19 protein-coding genes are annotated in these 14,962 nt (G+C 51.4%); all 19 read right to left on the bottom strand.

What is annotated here, in order from left to right:
- Complete coding sequence (locus CHH67_RS08460; RefSeq protein WP_244908126.1) at positions 1-1,914, bottom strand: phage tail family protein; 1,914 nt, start codon at positions 1,912-1,914, stop codon at positions 1-3.
- Positions 1,915-2,109: 195 nt separating this feature from the next.
- Positions 2,110-2,532 carry a phage tail assembly chaperone gene (locus tag CHH67_RS08455; RefSeq protein ID WP_095264726.1) on the bottom strand — a complete coding sequence of 141 codons (423 nt, stop codon included), beginning with the start codon at positions 2,530-2,532 and terminating at the stop codon, positions 2,110-2,112.
- A 30-nt stretch (positions 2,533-2,562) separates the two neighbouring features.
- Complete coding sequence (locus CHH67_RS08450) at positions 2,563-3,021, bottom strand: phage tail tube protein (RefSeq protein ID WP_095264725.1); 459 nt, start codon at positions 3,019-3,021, stop codon at positions 2,563-2,565.
- A gap of 1 nt (position 3,022) precedes the next feature.
- Positions 3,023-4,342 carry a phage tail sheath family protein gene (locus tag CHH67_RS08445; protein WP_095264724.1) on the bottom strand — a complete coding sequence of 440 codons (1,320 nt, stop codon included), beginning with the start codon at positions 4,340-4,342 and terminating at the stop codon, positions 3,023-3,025.
- 1 nt (position 4,343) lies between these two features.
- Positions 4,344-4,523: a hypothetical protein gene (locus tag CHH67_RS08440; protein ID WP_095264723.1), complete on the bottom strand. Its 180-nt coding sequence runs from the start codon at positions 4,521-4,523 to the stop codon at positions 4,344-4,346.
- Complete coding sequence (locus CHH67_RS08435) at positions 4,520-4,957, bottom strand: phage tail terminator family protein (protein ID WP_095264722.1); 438 nt, start codon at positions 4,955-4,957, stop codon at positions 4,520-4,522. Before CHH67_RS08435 ends, CHH67_RS08440 begins: the two co-directional genes overlap by 4 nt.
- 106 nt (positions 4,958-5,063) lie before the next feature.
- Entirely contained in the window at positions 5,064-6,125 is a 1,062-nt protein-coding gene (locus CHH67_RS08430; RefSeq protein WP_244908125.1) for a tail fiber protein, read from the bottom strand.
- Positions 6,118-6,678 carry a YmfQ family protein gene (locus CHH67_RS08425; RefSeq protein WP_095264757.1) on the bottom strand — a complete coding sequence of 187 codons (561 nt, stop codon included), beginning with the start codon at positions 6,676-6,678 and terminating at the stop codon, positions 6,118-6,120. The genes CHH67_RS08430 and CHH67_RS08425 overlap by 8 nt, the downstream gene beginning before the upstream one ends.
- 7 nt (positions 6,679-6,685) lie before the next feature.
- The gene (locus CHH67_RS08420; RefSeq protein WP_095264721.1) at positions 6,686-7,840 is read right to left on the bottom strand and encodes a baseplate J/gp47 family protein; all 1,155 of its coding nucleotides are present in this window, start codon (positions 7,838-7,840) and stop codon (positions 6,686-6,688) included.
- Positions 7,840-8,301: a DUF2634 domain-containing protein gene (locus CHH67_RS08415; RefSeq protein ID WP_095264720.1), complete on the bottom strand. Its 462-nt coding sequence runs from the start codon at positions 8,299-8,301 to the stop codon at positions 7,840-7,842. Before CHH67_RS08415 ends, CHH67_RS08420 begins: the two co-directional genes overlap by 1 nt.
- Positions 8,294-8,683 carry a hypothetical protein gene (locus tag CHH67_RS08410; RefSeq protein ID WP_095264719.1) on the bottom strand — a complete coding sequence of 130 codons (390 nt, stop codon included), beginning with the start codon at positions 8,681-8,683 and terminating at the stop codon, positions 8,294-8,296. Before CHH67_RS08410 ends, CHH67_RS08415 begins: the two co-directional genes overlap by 8 nt.
- Complete coding sequence (locus CHH67_RS08405) at positions 8,676-9,653, bottom strand: XkdQ/YqbQ family protein (RefSeq protein ID WP_095264718.1); 978 nt, start codon at positions 9,651-9,653, stop codon at positions 8,676-8,678. The genes CHH67_RS08410 and CHH67_RS08405 overlap by 8 nt, the downstream gene beginning before the upstream one ends.
- Complete coding sequence (locus tag CHH67_RS08400; protein WP_095264717.1) at positions 9,650-10,285, bottom strand: LysM peptidoglycan-binding domain-containing protein; 636 nt, start codon at positions 10,283-10,285, stop codon at positions 9,650-9,652. Before CHH67_RS08400 ends, CHH67_RS08405 begins: the two co-directional genes overlap by 4 nt.
- A gap of 63 nt (positions 10,286-10,348) precedes the next feature.
- A complete protein-coding gene (locus CHH67_RS08395; protein ID WP_095264716.1) occupies positions 10,349-12,091 on the bottom strand; it encodes a hypothetical protein in 1,743 nt (580 codons plus the stop codon).
- 18 nt (positions 12,092-12,109) lie between these two features.
- Positions 12,110-12,250: a hypothetical protein gene (locus tag CHH67_RS26165; RefSeq protein WP_176475526.1), complete on the bottom strand. Its 141-nt coding sequence runs from the start codon at positions 12,248-12,250 to the stop codon at positions 12,110-12,112.
- Positions 12,251-12,273: 23 nt separating this feature from the next.
- Complete coding sequence (locus tag CHH67_RS08390) at positions 12,274-12,708, bottom strand: phage tail assembly chaperone (protein WP_095264715.1); 435 nt, start codon at positions 12,706-12,708, stop codon at positions 12,274-12,276.
- 132 nt (positions 12,709-12,840) lie between these two features.
- Positions 12,841-13,248 carry a phage tail tube protein gene (locus tag CHH67_RS08385; RefSeq protein ID WP_095264714.1) on the bottom strand — a complete coding sequence of 136 codons (408 nt, stop codon included), beginning with the start codon at positions 13,246-13,248 and terminating at the stop codon, positions 12,841-12,843.
- A 28-nt stretch (positions 13,249-13,276) separates the two neighbouring features.
- Positions 13,277-14,746 (bottom strand): phage tail sheath family protein, encoded by a 1,470-nt coding sequence (locus tag CHH67_RS08380; protein WP_095264713.1) that lies wholly within the window; start codon positions 14,744-14,746, stop codon positions 13,277-13,279.
- Positions 14,747-14,748: 2 nt separating this feature from the next.
- Positions 14,749-14,955 carry a YqzN/YkzM domain-containing protein gene (locus CHH67_RS08375; protein ID WP_095264712.1) on the bottom strand — a complete coding sequence of 69 codons (207 nt, stop codon included), beginning with the start codon at positions 14,953-14,955 and terminating at the stop codon, positions 14,749-14,751.
- Positions 14,956-14,962: the final 7 nt, after the last annotated feature.

Raw genomic sequence — 14,962 nt, 5'->3', positions numbered from 1 at the left:
CTACAGATACACCCCTTCCGCACTGGAGACAAATTCTTCTTCCAGCGTCCGGTTAATTCTGGAGATAATCGTATCCAGATCGGCACCTGAGTTAATATCGCCTGTTGTCATTTGAACTGTCGGCGTCAGTGTAATCATATTGCTGATCGCTTGAATCTCGGCCAAATCTCGCATAACCTTCAGATCCTCGCTCGCCACGTCCACCGTTTTGTTCACTTTGTCGACCGTATCAATGCTGCCTCCCATAGGCGCTACCGGCATCGGCGTCGTCGGCATGGACGGCATGGAAGGAGAGGGAGATGGTGCGGAATAGGCGACATCTAGCCCTGTAGTGCCCATATTATGCTGATTGAGAATATCTTCGAAATCGTTCCCAGCATCAGGGATGAATTGCTGCTTGAAATTGTCCATTGAGAAATTCTCAATAAAGTCCTGTCCCTTATTTCTAAAATCGGTAAAATCCGCCCTGTACTCGATCTCGGCAATCTCCTTGGTGTCCACGCCCAGAATACGGCCAAAGAAGCCGGCTACCGCATTAACTCCCTTAATAATTCCGTTAATGAGGCCGATGACGGCGTTCACTGTGCTCTGCGCGAGATCCACGATGAATCCGAAGACGTTGCTGAATACCTGCTTGAGATCCTGGGTAGCCAGAACCCACATACCGAAGGCCGATATGGCCACTGTAATCAAACTAATAATACGTGTTAGCGGACTAGCCTGAAGTACCATATTCCAGATTCTCGTCGCACCTGCAGCAAGCTTAGTTGCAGCTGCAACGGCATTAGTACCAATAGCCGCTAGTGTCTGAGAAGCCGCGTATCCCCAAGCAGCCATTTTCCCAAAAATAAATCCGGCGTTTAGTGTTGCTATCAATACCCCCACAAGGATCAATATCGGCAATAATCCTAAGAACATGCTAATCAGATTCCAGATCACCGTACCCACGCCTATAATTGTGCCTTTAATAATCTCCCATGCCGGCGGGACCATTTGCGTAACCCATAGAAATAACTCAGAGATGAACATCAGTCCAATAGATAAAGCATCAATAAAAGGCTGAAAGGTCCCGTTCTGAAAAGCCTCATTCAGCATCTGCAGGATCGGGGTCAGCGCCGCAAGTGCTCCGGTTCCGATCTGGATGAATGAGTTATTCACATTGCCAAGCAGCGTCTGCCATTGATTGACTGGTGAGTCCAGCATTGTGTTCAACCCTTCCTGGGTCATGCCTGTCCGATTCAACAGCTCATCCATCGAGGCCAGGAAGGACTCAAAATTGCCTTTAGCACCGACAATCTCGCTGTTGAATTGTGCAATTTCTTCTGCAGGGATATGAAAGTCCTTCGCCAACGAATCGGTGTTCCCTCGCATAGCATTCATAATGGCTGCAGCGGCATCGGCCGAGCTTTTCCCACCCGGCGACAGTGTGCTAAGCCTTGCTGCAAAATTGTTCAGCTCCGCAATCTGATCAGAGTTTTGCGTCATGGACATAAAGGATAGAGCATTGTTTAACGATTGGGTAACATCCGTACCCGTTCTCAACGCTTCTTGTTTAACTTGCTTGAATATGGCTGAACCTACTTGGACATCGCCAACACGGACTTTAAACAATTCTTCCAGCTCATTTTCCTTCGCAGCTGGAACAATTGTCATTGCAGCCACAAGCTTTCCTTTTTCATACATGGATTTAGCAAGCTGAAATGCGTTTGCAAGTTTCTCCGCCTTTTTGCTTCCTTCATCCACTTTTTCATTGAGTTTGTTCTGTTCCTCGGCAGCTTTGGCGATTTTCAGGGTAGTCTGCTCGAAGCCTTCTTCAAATTTCAAAAACTGCTCAACAATCATTCTGTTGGCGTAATCTTCAAATTTCTTGTACATGGCTTGAGATTTCGCTAAAGAACCTAGTAGATTGATCATCCCTTCACCCCCTTTTGCATCAAAATCATCTCGGCTTCCGAACTCGCTCCCGCTTCTCCTTCTCCACCCGCAGTGCAATCATGGCATAGATGGCGGCCCGTTCCCGGACCGACATCGCCATGAGCTGGTGTGGAAGAATGTGCAGCTCGTGGAGGGCGTAGTAAGCGAAATTCGCTTCACCATCGCCCTCTTTAATCAGTTTTTTACTTCATCAACCAATTCGTTGATGTCACGGTCGAATCCGTTCAGTGCTTGCACACGCTCACCCAGTGCAGCAAATTCGCCGGGGAGGAGCATTTTTCGAAGCAGAGCTTCTGCACCCAGCACGCCGTAGGATTTTTGCAGCTCGCTGTTCTTCAGATCCGGATAGATCACACTGGCCACCATCAGCTTGGACATGTACTCATTCGCGTCAATTTCAGGAGTGAACACGCCGTTCTTGCCTTTGATTTTACGGGTGGCTGCTTTGCGGCATTCCTGGTTCTCCTCCTCCGTAATGCTGCGGAGCTTCCATGGTACAGGATGACCTTCGGCATCCTTAAAACGAACAGAGACCACGAATTCCTCCGTGATCTCCGCAGTCGAATGTTCTGCAAAAAACATACTAAAATCGCTCATTGTTGATCCTCCTCTTTATTACTCAGATAATTAAGCCAGCGGACTAAACGGTGTCTCCATCCGCACATTCTCAAACGTAAAGGCCACTTCTTCCTCCAGCGCCTCCGCTTCAGTGTCGAGAGACGCCATAATCACACTGTCCAGGTTAACCCCTTCCAAAATCACCGTTTGGCGTCCGGCATCCGAGCCCGGATCCTCGTTGCGTACTTCAATCATGAAATAAGCATCCTTGCCGGTCTGCATATATTCCAGCATCAGTTCACGGAAAAGGGATGTCACATAATAGATGGTCATCGTGCCGGTGCCCTTCCATCCGATCGCTTTATGCTGAACACCGCGATGGCCCATCGTTTTAAGCTCAGCCTTCTCTTTTTCCACCGTAGCTTCCAAGGTTTTAATATAGAACATTTCTTCCATGCGATCGCCGATCTTGATGAATGCCTTGCCCTCTTGTCCGGAAATGGTGTCACTTGCGCGCAAAAATGCCATCTTAGACCACCTTCACTTTCATGTATACTTTTTCAATTGCATCGACAGGCTGAACCTGGATATCCACGAACAGCACATCGCCTTCCGTACCAGGTGTCACCACAATATCCTCATTCGCATCAAAATTCTGAATTGCCCCGATATTCTGGAGCGATGCAAAATAGGCTGCACACTCCGCCCAAAACAGGGTACGGCCATCCACATTGTTGTCTACTTTGCCGATGTAGGACTGCTCGAAGATCAGCTTCAGATCATTGGCGATGCCATCCAGGACACGGACGACACGGTTTTTGGAAAAATGGCGCGCCTTGGCCGGCTCAAACGACGTAAAGCTGTTAATATCCTGCTCCACGATCGCTTTGCTGCCGCTGAAGCTGAACAGAAACTCACCGTTGGTGAGCGCGGCCTCAATCTCGGAATGACTCAGTCGAACATCGGTATCCACCGCTTCGTCATAAGCGGTATAGGTGAGGGACTCATTCACGTTAGCTGCAGCCGTCGCCCCTGCTACCCAGGCAACTGCTTGAACCTTGTCCACCACGGTGCCATTAGCCAGAACCACACCATTCTTCACACTGATGATGCCTTCATAATCCGCCGCCGGGTAATCAGCCAGCACAGCTTGCACCTTCTTGCCCTCCTGCTCGCGAAGGCGTTTGATGAATGCGGTATACAGCGATTTCAGTGTTGGATCCGCAGACAGAAGCCCGACGGTCTGGAAGTTATGCACCTCAAGCGCTGCCAGGAAATCAACATGATCCTGGTTCGTGACTGTACCGTTCGCACCACCTGATAGTGCAAAACCAGCAGTAGCTGCCAGATCATCTGCATCTGGAGCAAAGGTCACATAAAGATTCGGCTTCAGCTCCTGTGCATCGGATACCAGTTGTTTGTCTACCGATCTACCACTCAGCAGTGTGCTGACCTCGAATTTGCCCGGCTCATCCACCGAGTCTTCAATAACAATCTGAATGTCATTTCCCCGCTCACCGCCATAGCGGGCGGTAACGTTAAGTCCAGCTGCATGACCCGCTGCCTTCACGCCGCTGTTCAACCGGTACAGCAGCAGTGTGCCTGCGCGCTTTAGGGCTTCTTTTACAGACAGCAGCTCCGGTGCAGTGATGTCATAACCCAGTACCTCAACCAGATTGGTTCCCGGGGTTACGGTTAGAATGCGATGCGGGTCGCCCCATGGAAGCGACAAACCGAGTGCTGCGATCCCTCGCTCCCCGACGCGCCCTAGCGGCTGCTCCTGAGATGAGATTTGTGTGTATACGCCTGGTCTGATTTTGTTAGGTGTTGTCCAAGTTCCTCCGGCCATGTTACATGACCTCCTTTTTCAAAAATGTGGTTAGCAGTTCAACTGCTTGTTCTTTCGTGTATTGCTTGTCTTCTTGCAGGATCGCCTTCAGCACATCCTTCTCTTGATTGGAGAACTGCTTGGACTCCATCAGCTGATGTTTACTGAACGCAGGTGCGGCGTTTTTTGCCTTCTTGCTCATTTCAAATGGCCTCCTTGTTGTAAAATTTGCATCTTCACGCCTTCTTCTGTTTGTTCGTTTAACAGTTGAAGAACGTATTCGGCGCGAAAATATCCTTCCCGCTCCGTGCCCCCCTCTTCCTCCGGCCGCTCCCAGGCAACGGATACAGCTCTGCAGGGCCGGCCATCCACTGCCAGCACGGTGAGTGCCTCCAGCATCTCGTCCATGATCTCTGCCACGGACTGACCCGCAGCAGGCACATAGACGATGCGGAAACGAAAACGAGCCGCATATCGTCGCTGCGATACGGGCTCGATTTCGGCTAGCGTTAGCTCGGTATGGAAGTAGGGTGGTGCTGATATAGGAACGGCATCCTCCTTGAATATAAGGGGGATGCCGGGGAAGGAGCTGTTTAGTCGGAATGCCAGAGCATCCGTGATGTATTGGGTGGGCATGGTGGGCTCCTTTCTGAGTACAAAAAAAGTCAAAATCTCATTCTAAAGCAGTATAGGTCAGCAGTTTTTTTGCCCATATTCTCGATAAATACATTAATATACTCAGTTATTCAATTGCTGTCCAAGTTATGGTGAACCTATAATCCATGGCCCTTCCAGTAGCACTAGCTGTCGCTGTAAACCCCCCGTTAAACATAGAAACATTAGAAACGACGAAATATTCCATAACCTCACCTGGTTGTATCCCACCTCCACATAAATTAACATGTGGATTATTACCATCAATAAATACAGACCCACCAATTTGGTATCCAAAGGAAGAATTGTTTACCGTAAATATTAATTTACTTGGAGTGAAATTTAAGTTGCTAATGTTAAAATTAAAGACTTTACTATATTCAGTGGTAACTGTACCTGACGCCTGTTTACTTTTTGGAACCAATGTTCCTACAATTTTATGACCTTTAACATACGCTGACTTTCCCGTGATAAGATCCGTAGAAGATGCAGTAGCATCTGACGTGAAAGTCCCTTCTACCCCGTCTATTTTTATTCCATATTTTATATTATTTGGTATTTTATTTTGATCACCTTTTATTACAATATCACTGGAATAATATCCAGAAAGCTTAACAATATCTCTAGTTCCGATTACTACAGTGCCACCTTCTCCACGAACTGGAATTTCCCCAATAATTTCCCCATATTGGTTTGAGGCTATCTTTCCTGCTAACACATCACCCGGAGTCGCATTCCCCGTCGCCCTAATAACCCCAGCCATTTTCGCCACCAGCTGCGACCAGGTTTCACTCGCGGATGCCGCTACTCCGATGGAGTTGAGCGCGGCAACCACATTCGCTTTCTGCTCAACTCCAAGCTGCTTTCCCGCGAGCGCCTCGTCATACGCCGCCTTGACAGCCTTCTCGGTTGCGGCCACATCCTCCCGCGTCCCGTTCGTGGCATTTGATAACTGCACGATCCCTTTCTCCCTCAGGGATGCATCCGGAATGTCCACATTGACATTCGCCAGTTCCTCTCGTACCTGCCCCACTGCTTCATCGATCTTGTCCCAGTTATCATTCAGCATCGTCTCAATGTTAAAGGTCTCGTTGCCATCGGCAAGCGGGTCTTTCTTCAACAGTCCTAAATTGGGTGTGTTTTCAGCCAACTTCAGCACCTCCTGCAAATTTGTTTAGTTGTATTTGTCCAAGCTCATTCAGTGTCATGGCACCGTGAACCTCGCGAATAAGCAAGTATTTGAACGCATACTCCACCAACATATGAGCCGGCTTGATTTCCTCAATCGCCGCCTTCAAATCCTCCAGGTTGGGAGGGATACCAAGCGTGTCCACAAAACGAACGGTGAAGCTCCACTCCTCCGGTTGGAAGGTGACATCGACGGTGCCGCCATCATAAGCCTCGGCTACACTCTTCACAAGGCGGCCCGAGAAGTTCCCTGCCCCGCGGAGCTTTGACTCGATCACGGCCCGGCGCTGCCCTATGGGCTTTGATCGGTCTGTCGGAATACCGAGCTCGGCTTCCCAGCGGTCCAGTCCCCAAGTCGCTGTACGGACAAAGAACTGATCAGCAGCAGCATTCAGTGCCTCATACAGCGCATCCAGTTCGCTTCCTTTCGCATCCATATCCGAACGCATCACCCGGGAGGCTTCATAATAGGAGGGAAGATAAGAGAACAGCTCACGTCCCCGCAAGCTGTTCATATTCGGCTTATTCACTTACGCTCACCGTCCCTAGAACCGCCACCTGACCAGAGCCAATCTCGATGTTTTGCTGCTCGGCGCTTCCGTTGATGATTAGATCCGAATAGTCCACAATAATCGGAATATCCAACAGCACAGAAGCAATTCGCGTATACCGAACGAGCGGATCCTTTCGGTTAAAGGCGATCTGCTGCAGATAGACACGCACGCCATCTTCGATCAGCGTTCGGATTTCCTCCAGCGTAGACGGCTGCTCCTGGGTGCGCTGCACCTTGACCGAGATATGGATCTCGACCTCTTCAGCCGGCATCACCGTAACGACCGGACCTGCCGGAGCCATGCCCTCTCCCTGCCCATCCTGGGTAGGATCAATATGCTGCTGCACTGCTTCCACAATCTCCGGGCTCGCTGCGCGTTTGTCCGTATCGATCAGATACAACCCGACGGTTCCCGGACCCTGCCATAAAGGAACAACCTCAACACCGCCAACGCCGGCAATTTCATTCGCCCATTGCATATATTGGGACTTATTCCCGCTGGTTCCCTGACTGCGAACCTTCGCATAGAATCGCTCCAGCAAGGACTGGTCCGTCTCCGTGTCTGCACCGCTGCGCGTTGGCTCCGGATTGGTCACTGACATAACACCACCGATGGAAGACATCATCAGTTGAATGACATCGGCGGGTACATTGCCTTGCTTCCCGGGCACAACAGCCCGAATAGGTGCAGTTCCTGTGCCCGAATCCGAGAGTGTTACGGCAGCTGTCGTTACATACTCCACCGAGGACTCACCAGAGACTTCATCTGCAGGTGTAGCCACCGTGGTGCCGGCGGGGATTACGGTTCCCGGTCTGCCCGTAAACAAGATTGTGCCTGAGGAAGCCACAGCCGCACGTCTTGTAACTCCGTGCTCAGCTGCTCTCAGGTCCAGCTCTGGAGAACGGATATCGGCCACATCACTCGCCGCCGTGCTGGCGAAACCGCGCCGCAGCAGCTCCTGCGCCCATAAGGCCGCTTCGGACAGCATAAATGCCACCGGCGCCTGCGCATCCCAAATAAAAGAACCTTCGGATTTGTCGATATCCGAAGGCACCTTCGCTAACATGCGATTCATAATGTTCTCTTCTGTCTGTTCCTGCAAATACATCGGCACATCGGCCATCAGGTCATCACCACACTTTCAATCAATTCCGTTTCATCCCGAACACTCGTAATCCGGCAGCTGAATCGGCAGGCCTCGCCTTCCCATTCAAACTGGAACTGGTCCACACTCTCCGTCCGCGCATCCGCCATCAATGCTTCGGTCACCATCCGCCGAATTTCGCTTTCCAGCAGCGGGCGCCCATGCCCCTTGCCGATCAGGTCCTCAAGCTCGCTGCCATAGTCTCGAGAATATATGAGATGACGGTAGCGCGGAGTGCGAATCGTTTTCTCACACCAGGTCACCCATGCCTCCTTCTCATCCGAGACAGCCAATTTCCGGGTAGGGGTCATCACGAACTCACCCGCTTCATAATCAAACCGCCAGCTTCGCCCAAATAAAGCCCCGCGATCTTCGTTCGTGTCAAGCTCACCCGCCTCTTCCCAGATCATATCTTCCGTTTCTGGAAACAGATTAGCCATGTGCACTCACCACCTTACACACCACCACAACGTCATTGCCGCCGTTGACACGGACTGCCAGCACACGATCACCAGGTTGTAGTCCTTGATTCAGCTTCAGTAGGGTATCCTCCAGCTCCGCTTCCTCCAATTCCAGAGAGACTGCTGACTGTCCACCCTCCCAGCTCATGGCCCCTTCTACGGTTCGGCGGGAGAGCGATAACAGACCCGGAAGTTCAGCCACCATATACTCCTGCAGTTCATGCTTGAAATCATCCAGCTTAAGTCCCGTTGAGGTTATCGTGCCAAGTACGGCTCCTACCCCGCCGAGCGCTTGACGGGTTTGCTTATGGAAAGAAGAGAACAGGGAAGACGCCAATTGTCCATAGGGGTCTTTATTCAAGATAAAACCTCCTTTTCACATCGTCATAAGTCCCAAGCTCCAGCGTCATGCTTCCAGGATTGCCAAGCTCCCGGCTAACCGAAATAACAAGCAGCTTCATCGAACCAAGCTGGACCGCATCTCCTGCACGTATTGTATTGATATCCGGGGCGTTTACGGTGATCGTCTCCTGGACTCCCCGAAGCTTGCTTCGAGCCAGCTCACGGGCTGCCGCTGGAGATTTCACTTCATCATCCTGAATGATGGCTTGCAGCTGTCCATACTTGGCAACGTCCTTCTCCTCAATGGCCATGACCTTCGAAGGAACTTCCTTCCCGCTCTCGCTGGCCGATGTCGCCAGCACCTTCACCTTGGTAGCCGCTCCCTCCAGCGTCCGCCGCTGAGTCGTGTCCGTTAAAGTCTCCAGGACATACACTTCACGATTCGTCCCAAGTTCATACAGCTCCAGTCCCGCAGGGAGCATGCGCGGATGGTATAGCTTGCCGCCAACCTTGGCCGTTTCCCGCAAATCAGCGAACATGCTGGCATAAATCGACTGCGTCCGGTAAACGGAGCGGCCAAGCTGCTTTTCGGTATCGGGCAAGTGTGCAATCTTGATATTCCAGTCGGCAGCATACCTTTTAAACCGCTGTGTTGCTGTCTGTTTCGCCGGAAACAAATATTCCTCCTCAGACTTATCCAGATATACAGTTCGGTCATAAAGAGTCAGTGTCATCTTCTTCACACCATTGTTCGCAGTTTCGACTTCCCACACGACGGCTGGATGCAGCAAGGGAACATAATCCTTCATTCCATAAGGAATGCCGCTGATCCGAATCGCCATGCCTGGCGAGAGCGGAGGCAAGTCCGGTGTCACGACAAGATTCACCGTGCCTTGATAAGCTACCTGTTCCAACGAATCCCTTAAACTAATAGACTCCACTAAAGGCGATAAATCGTACTTATCTTGCAAAATTACTTTATAGCTCATGGCAGCACCAGCTTCTGACCGGGTCTAATGGCATTCGGATTGTTGCCGATCACCTGCCGGTTGAGCTTGTAGATCTGGCTCCATTTCGAGCTGTCCCCGAGCTCCAGCTTGGCAATTTTGGAGAGAGAGTCCCCCTGTTTGACCATGTATGACTTGTTCTTCTCCTTCAGATCGACCCGAGGGTTTTTATTGATTCCCGTAGCACCGGCGGTTCTCGCTACTTTCATCTCGCGCCACGTCCTAAGAGTCAGGTCAAAATATACATCCCCGTTCTCCCCGCCGCGAAACGTTGTCTGGTGAGAGGCCACAAACACCGGCACATTGACAGCCGTCTCCGTAATGATAAATTGAAGCGGCGTTTGGGATACCAGAAACTGATTGAGCATATTCATGGCTGTTTGCGGTTTCGGATGTGTATCCTTGCTGCCTTTACAGTACGAATCATCGAACGCTTTCGGGAAAAAAGAAGAGAAGGAAATTTCTTTGATTTTGTCTCCCTGCGGGAAATCAAACTCACCAAAGGTTAGAACCGTCGCGGTTTCATACCCCTTTTGGCGCGAGATCGTCACTTCCTCGGGATTGACCGGGAATAGAAACTCCTTCCCTTTGCCGCTTTTCAACACAAACTCCATCGTCGGCCCCTCCTCTCCGTTTAAAATACGGTAAAGCTCTAGAAGTTTTAATATTTCCAAGTATTAATACGGCATTGCTTGATTCGGCTTCCGGTTCTGAGCCGCTCTATGGAATTCAGTCCTCAGTCGCTGCCCGATCTGTAATATTAATCCTTCCACATCGACCGGGTGATGTTCATGCACCGTCACCTGAACGGCTCCCGACGGCAGATTATAGTTGGTGGTTGTCTCCATTTGGATATCCCTGAAATATCCCGACAATACATTCATCTGCTCTGGACTAATCTGAACGACCTGCGGAGACAGCTGATTGCCGGAATACGCCTGGGTGCGGGCAGGATCGCTGAAGGCCGGAGGACCGAACGATCCCCTGCTTCCGGAATACGAATGGCCGCCAGGCGTGGCATTCCCGTATATTGGAGCGCCGGGACTGGCGAGCGCATAGCTCGGTGGAGGTGCCGGTACCACGGGCTTCGGAACAGGAGGAGGCTGGGCGATATCCTTTTCTTTTTTGCCAAAGGAGAAGGTTTTGGAGAACCATTTCGTTACATTCTCCTTGCCTGCCTTGAACGTCTCCGTTATCCCGGTGACAGCCCCGCCAATTTTCTCGCCTACGTAGCTTCCAACGGCACCGCCTGCAACCGAGCCAACCAAAGTGCCTGCGCCTGGAATAACGGAACCGACCATCCCGCCGATGGTTGCGCCAATGCCTCCGCCGATTGCCGAGCCAATCGCCTTATTACGCTCTATGCCAGGCTCTGCCTGTGCAATCGCTTTGGCGTCCGCCAAAAAGCTCAACGGACCCAGGAGGCGTTTGCTGGCACCTTTCAATAGACCAGAAGCTCCCCCGCTTTTGACCGCGGTCTTTGCCGGATTGACCGCTGTCTTAGCGGCACCCGTATTACCGGCAACTACGCCAAGTCCACCGCCGCCGCCACCAAAGAGATTGGAGCCAATCTCCCACGTTTTTTTAGCCACGGTGAGACCTGCCTTTGTCAGATTGCCTACAGTTTCAAGGAAGTCCCCGCCAACCGCCATTCTGCGCAAAGTTTTTCCTTTCCCGACTGGTTTCTTCGGCGTGGTACTAGGGACTTTGTCATTGGTTGGGGTACCTTTGCTTTGGGTTTGCGCGGCTTTGCTTTCAGTTTGTGCGGCTTTATTTTGGGTTTGTGCAGCTTTTTTGGGGTTGGACTTACCTTGCCCACCGGTGCCATTATTCAAATCCGGCTTAGCATCGGGGGTATTGCCTTTCTGCGATGGTTTTCTCTTTCCTGGCAGCACTTCCCGAAGAGACTTCGTTTTATCCTTGATCTCACCTATCCCTTTCATCGCAACTGCAGCAAATAAAACACTTTCAACACCGTTCAACGCTTTATCCATGAATGAGCTGGACTCCTGTCCTCCTCCAATTTGCAGGTTCCCAAGTGCATCGGACAGCCCATGCAAGGCATCGGTGTTCGCCTGAAGAGCATTAACGACAGGGTTAAAGTCCAGTCCCTGAACGACATGGAGGAAGTTCACATTTACAAGGGTGTCAATCTGTCTGTGAACATGAAGTTTCACACTGGCCGAGGCGTCAATCACCTCAGATTTCACGCGTTTGATTTTCTCCAGCAGGCCATCCAGCGCTTTCGAAGCACTATCCTTCAGCACGATCTCCGGCGCCATCCGGGTTCTGCCGATCCGCATCACTCGCCCTTCGATGCGTTCGAAGTATCGCTCCATTGCTCTGAGCCCACTGTTCGCCTTCACCACATTTTTCGGATCGATGACAAGATTCATCCGATAGCTCAATGATTCAGCCATGAATCATTCACCTCCTTTTCAACTTCTGGTTTGACCTGCAGCTGCCAGCTGATCCAATTCCGTCTCGGAAAAGGCCAGCAGCAGCAGTCGTTCGCCCCGTGGCAGACGCCAAAAATCTCCGGGACGGAGATGGTGCCGCGCCCACATGTGGTACAGCATCGTGGTCATTCCCCCGGAGTTGATCAGTTTTTTAGGTCGGAAATCTCAACACCGAAACCGGACAGCTCTAGCACTTTATCGCCGACGGCATCCAGTTCCCCTGCCAGCAGCATGCGGCGAACCGCCTGCTCTCCGCCCGACAGCTTCAACCGGCTGGTAATGCGCGGATCGCCCCATCCGTTCAGCGTCAGTCCTTTCACGGTCAAGCTGCCCGTCGCTTCGGAAATCAGGAGCGCATTAAACGTCTCCGTGTCCACCTTCTCCTCTACCGAGCCCTTCACGCTCCGGCGGACCGTGCAGCGTTCACGAATGCTGTCCACCTTGCTTGAAGTTAATCCATGCAGCGTAATCTGCATGTCCAGCCGCTGGATGCGAACGGTTTCCTCCGGCAGCTTCTCCGCTGCCTCGAACAACTGATCCAGAATTTGTTCTTCGCTTAAATGCTCAAGTTGACTCATGTCTCACTGCTCCTTATGAAAAATATAGAGTTCTTTTATCTGCCTATAGACCCGAGTGACTGTCGTCCCTCATCCGACTGAAGAGAGACGACAACCGCCGGTTAGGGTTCCCCATTTTATGCGTTGAACTGCCTAATTCGCTACAATCGGATCAAGCAGCTCATACCCTTCAAAAGTAAAAGTTGTTTCCTCCTGTATCTCTTCACCAGCGGTCCAATTGGCCAGCTGGATTTTATCCGGCATGCAGCGGATCAGGCGAACGCGTTCATGACCGTATGCTTCCGGGTCGTCCAGCTTCGAAATAATATCGAATTTCGTGAAGCCACGGGCGATCATATCCGAAGTAACCTTGTAACCGCTCATCGTCCCCGTTCCCTTTTTGGAGCCGTTCTTATGCACCGTCCATTCCTGACCGACCAGCTTCAGTTCGCGCTTCTCCAGCTCCACACTGGCCTCCAAGTGATTGATATGCGTCTGCCAGACCCCATCGATATATGCCTGGCCATATGTCCCCGAAATGACTCTTGAAGCATCCAACATGTTGTTTCCTCCTCTACGAAATTAAATATTATTGAACGTAAAAAGTACCGTACAGCTGCTCCATCACATCGGTCAGCTTCACATTCCATTGCAGGAATACCTGATCCGGATCCGGTGTGTTCACAGCCGAGTCGCCATAATACGCCGGGTCAAGAATAACGTCATATCCGTCCGTTTCAATCACCTGACTTAGCGACAATTGACCCAAATACTCCTTGACAGCACCAATAAGCGCTAGTCTTCCTTCTTCCGTATTGTTCACCTTGCCGATATAGGTTTGCTCCGCTGCCTGCTGAAGATCAGCCTGAATCGCATCCATGACGCGAATGGAACGGATTTTTTTCCAAGCGTTGTTTTGGCCTTCGGCCGGGCTAACCAGCGTGTTGATCCCGCGCAGCGCCTTAACTTGGCGTCCGTCAAAGAAGAGCAAGAATACCCCGTTATTCACGGCCGACTCCTGCTCCGAGCGAGTCCAGCGACGGGTAACATCCTCGAATGGTGTCACGGCATACGTTGCTGATTGATTCAAACGCTGCCCTGCAATCAGTCCTGCAACATACGCAGCTGTCAGAGCCGAGCTGTAATCATTTCCGGCTAGACGCACGCCTGTGCCGACATTAATAATTCCTTCATGATTGAGTGCCAGGGATCTAGCTGCTGCCAAATCAGCTGCATCCTTGGCTGTATCGTCCGCTTTGCTTCCGCCAAAAACAGCCATCACGCCGCGGCCTTCACCACGAAGACGCTTCACCCAAGCGGAAAAGCTCTGCAGCAGAGCCATGTCGGCAGCATAGTCAAGTGCAAGCACGTTAAACTCCTGACCTTCCGCTGCATCCTGCATGGCAATATAATCAGCATTGGTCAATCCGCTAATGCCGCTTTCCCCACCGGACAGTCCAGCGCCGCTTACCTCCTCGAGGGACGTGTTGCCGTCCCCTACGACCGAGGCCGTAATCCACTGGTTATTGCTGTCACGATTAACCTGTTCGGCAAGCGATGCGGCTGTACCGTCCGTGCCAGTGTAGGTCCCAAGAAGTTTAGCTCCTTCATATAGCCGAAGCTCCTGTACGGATGGATCAGCCAGCGATGGCTGGATGGTTACTGAGAATTGATTTCCTCTTCTTCCAGGGTACTTCGCCTCCAGCTTGAGTGTATCCTCAGGTTGGCTGGCACTGTTCTGAAGCGTAACGGAAGCCGGGGCTGCGCTGCTGTCTGCAAGACGGTAAGCAAGCAGCTTCTTAGGTCCGCCCAGCAATGCCAGATACAAAGCGTCATAAGCGGTAACACCATTCTCCCTACTGAGGGAATACCTGTCGTCAATCGCCTGCTCGTTTCCAATTTCCACAAACTCCCGCACCGGCCCCCAATCGGCCTTCACGGGTATGATCACTGTACCGCGCGCGCCTCCTTGAATTGCTGAAGCAGCCTGCGCTTTGAAATTCATATACAATCCCGGCAGTACCGGTTTATTAGTGCTTTCCCATGTTCCTCCCGCCATGCTTAGACCACCTTCACTTTCATGAATTGATTAATTTTTTCTTTGACTTCTGCTACCGTATAACGTTCATTGCCGCTCCCATATAGAGCGCCATCTACAACCTCCGGCCGAACGCCAAACAACGCCTTTGCATGCGCCTTCAGTTCCGCGACCTCATAACGGGCATTCAGGGTATCCGATTTCGATTTCACTGTTTTCTTGATCGCCACTCCATGT

The sequence above is a fragment of the Paenibacillus campinasensis genome (assembly GCF_002272015.1).
Lineage (GTDB): Bacteria > Bacillota > Bacilli > Paenibacillales > Paenibacillaceae > Paenibacillus_AQ > Paenibacillus_AQ campinasensis.
The sequence above is the reverse complement of the archived record's forward strand: the minus strand, read 5'-3'. Positions and strand labels throughout refer to the sequence as shown.

Bases quoted from the DNA above. Each gene is read 5' to 3' on its own strand.
- CHH67_RS08460 (WP_244908126.1), bottom strand. From the start codon at position 1,914: ATGATCAATCTACTAGGTTCTTTAGCGAAATCTCAAGCCATGTACAAG.
- CHH67_RS08455 (WP_095264726.1), bottom strand. From the start codon at position 2,532: ATGAGCGATTTTAGTATGTTTTTTGCAGAACATTCGACTGCGGAGATC.
- CHH67_RS08450 (WP_095264725.1), bottom strand. From the start codon at position 3,021: ATGGCATTTTTGCGCGCAAGTGACACCATTTCCGGACAAGAGGGCAAG.
- CHH67_RS08445 (WP_095264724.1), bottom strand. From the start codon at position 4,342: ATGGCCGGAGGAACTTGGACAACACCTAACAAAATCAGACCAGGCGTA.
- CHH67_RS08440 (WP_095264723.1), bottom strand. From the start codon at position 4,523: ATGAGCAAGAAGGCAAAAAACGCCGCACCTGCGTTCAGTAAACATCAG.
- CHH67_RS08435 (WP_095264722.1), bottom strand. From the start codon at position 4,957: ATGCCCACCCAATACATCACGGATGCTCTGGCATTCCGACTAAACAGC.
- CHH67_RS08425 (WP_095264757.1), bottom strand. From the start codon at position 6,678: ATGAACAGCTTGCGGGGACGTGAGCTGTTCTCTTATCTTCCCTCCTAT.
- CHH67_RS08420 (WP_095264721.1), bottom strand. From the start codon at position 7,840: ATGGCCGATGTGCCGATGTATTTGCAGGAACAGACAGAAGAGAACATT.
- CHH67_RS08415 (WP_095264720.1), bottom strand. From the start codon at position 8,301: ATGGCTAATCTGTTTCCAGAAACGGAAGATATGATCTGGGAAGAGGCG.
- CHH67_RS08405 (WP_095264718.1), bottom strand. From the start codon at position 9,653: ATGAGCTATAAAGTAATTTTGCAAGATAAGTACGATTTATCGCCTTTA.
- CHH67_RS08400 (WP_095264717.1), bottom strand. From the start codon at position 10,285: ATGGAGTTTGTGTTGAAAAGCGGCAAAGGGAAGGAGTTTCTATTCCCG.
- CHH67_RS08395 (WP_095264716.1), bottom strand. From the start codon at position 12,091: ATGGCTGAATCATTGAGCTATCGGATGAATCTTGTCATCGATCCGAAA.
- CHH67_RS26165 (WP_176475526.1), bottom strand. From the start codon at position 12,250: ATGCTGTACCACATGTGGGCGCGGCACCATCTCCGTCCCGGAGATTTT.
- CHH67_RS08390 (WP_095264715.1), bottom strand. From the start codon at position 12,708: ATGAGTCAACTTGAGCATTTAAGCGAAGAACAAATTCTGGATCAGTTG.
- CHH67_RS08385 (WP_095264714.1), bottom strand. From the start codon at position 13,248: ATGTTGGATGCTTCAAGAGTCATTTCGGGGACATATGGCCAGGCATAT.
- CHH67_RS08380 (WP_095264713.1), bottom strand. From the start codon at position 14,746: ATGGCGGGAGGAACATGGGAAAGCACTAATAAACCGGTACTGCCGGGA.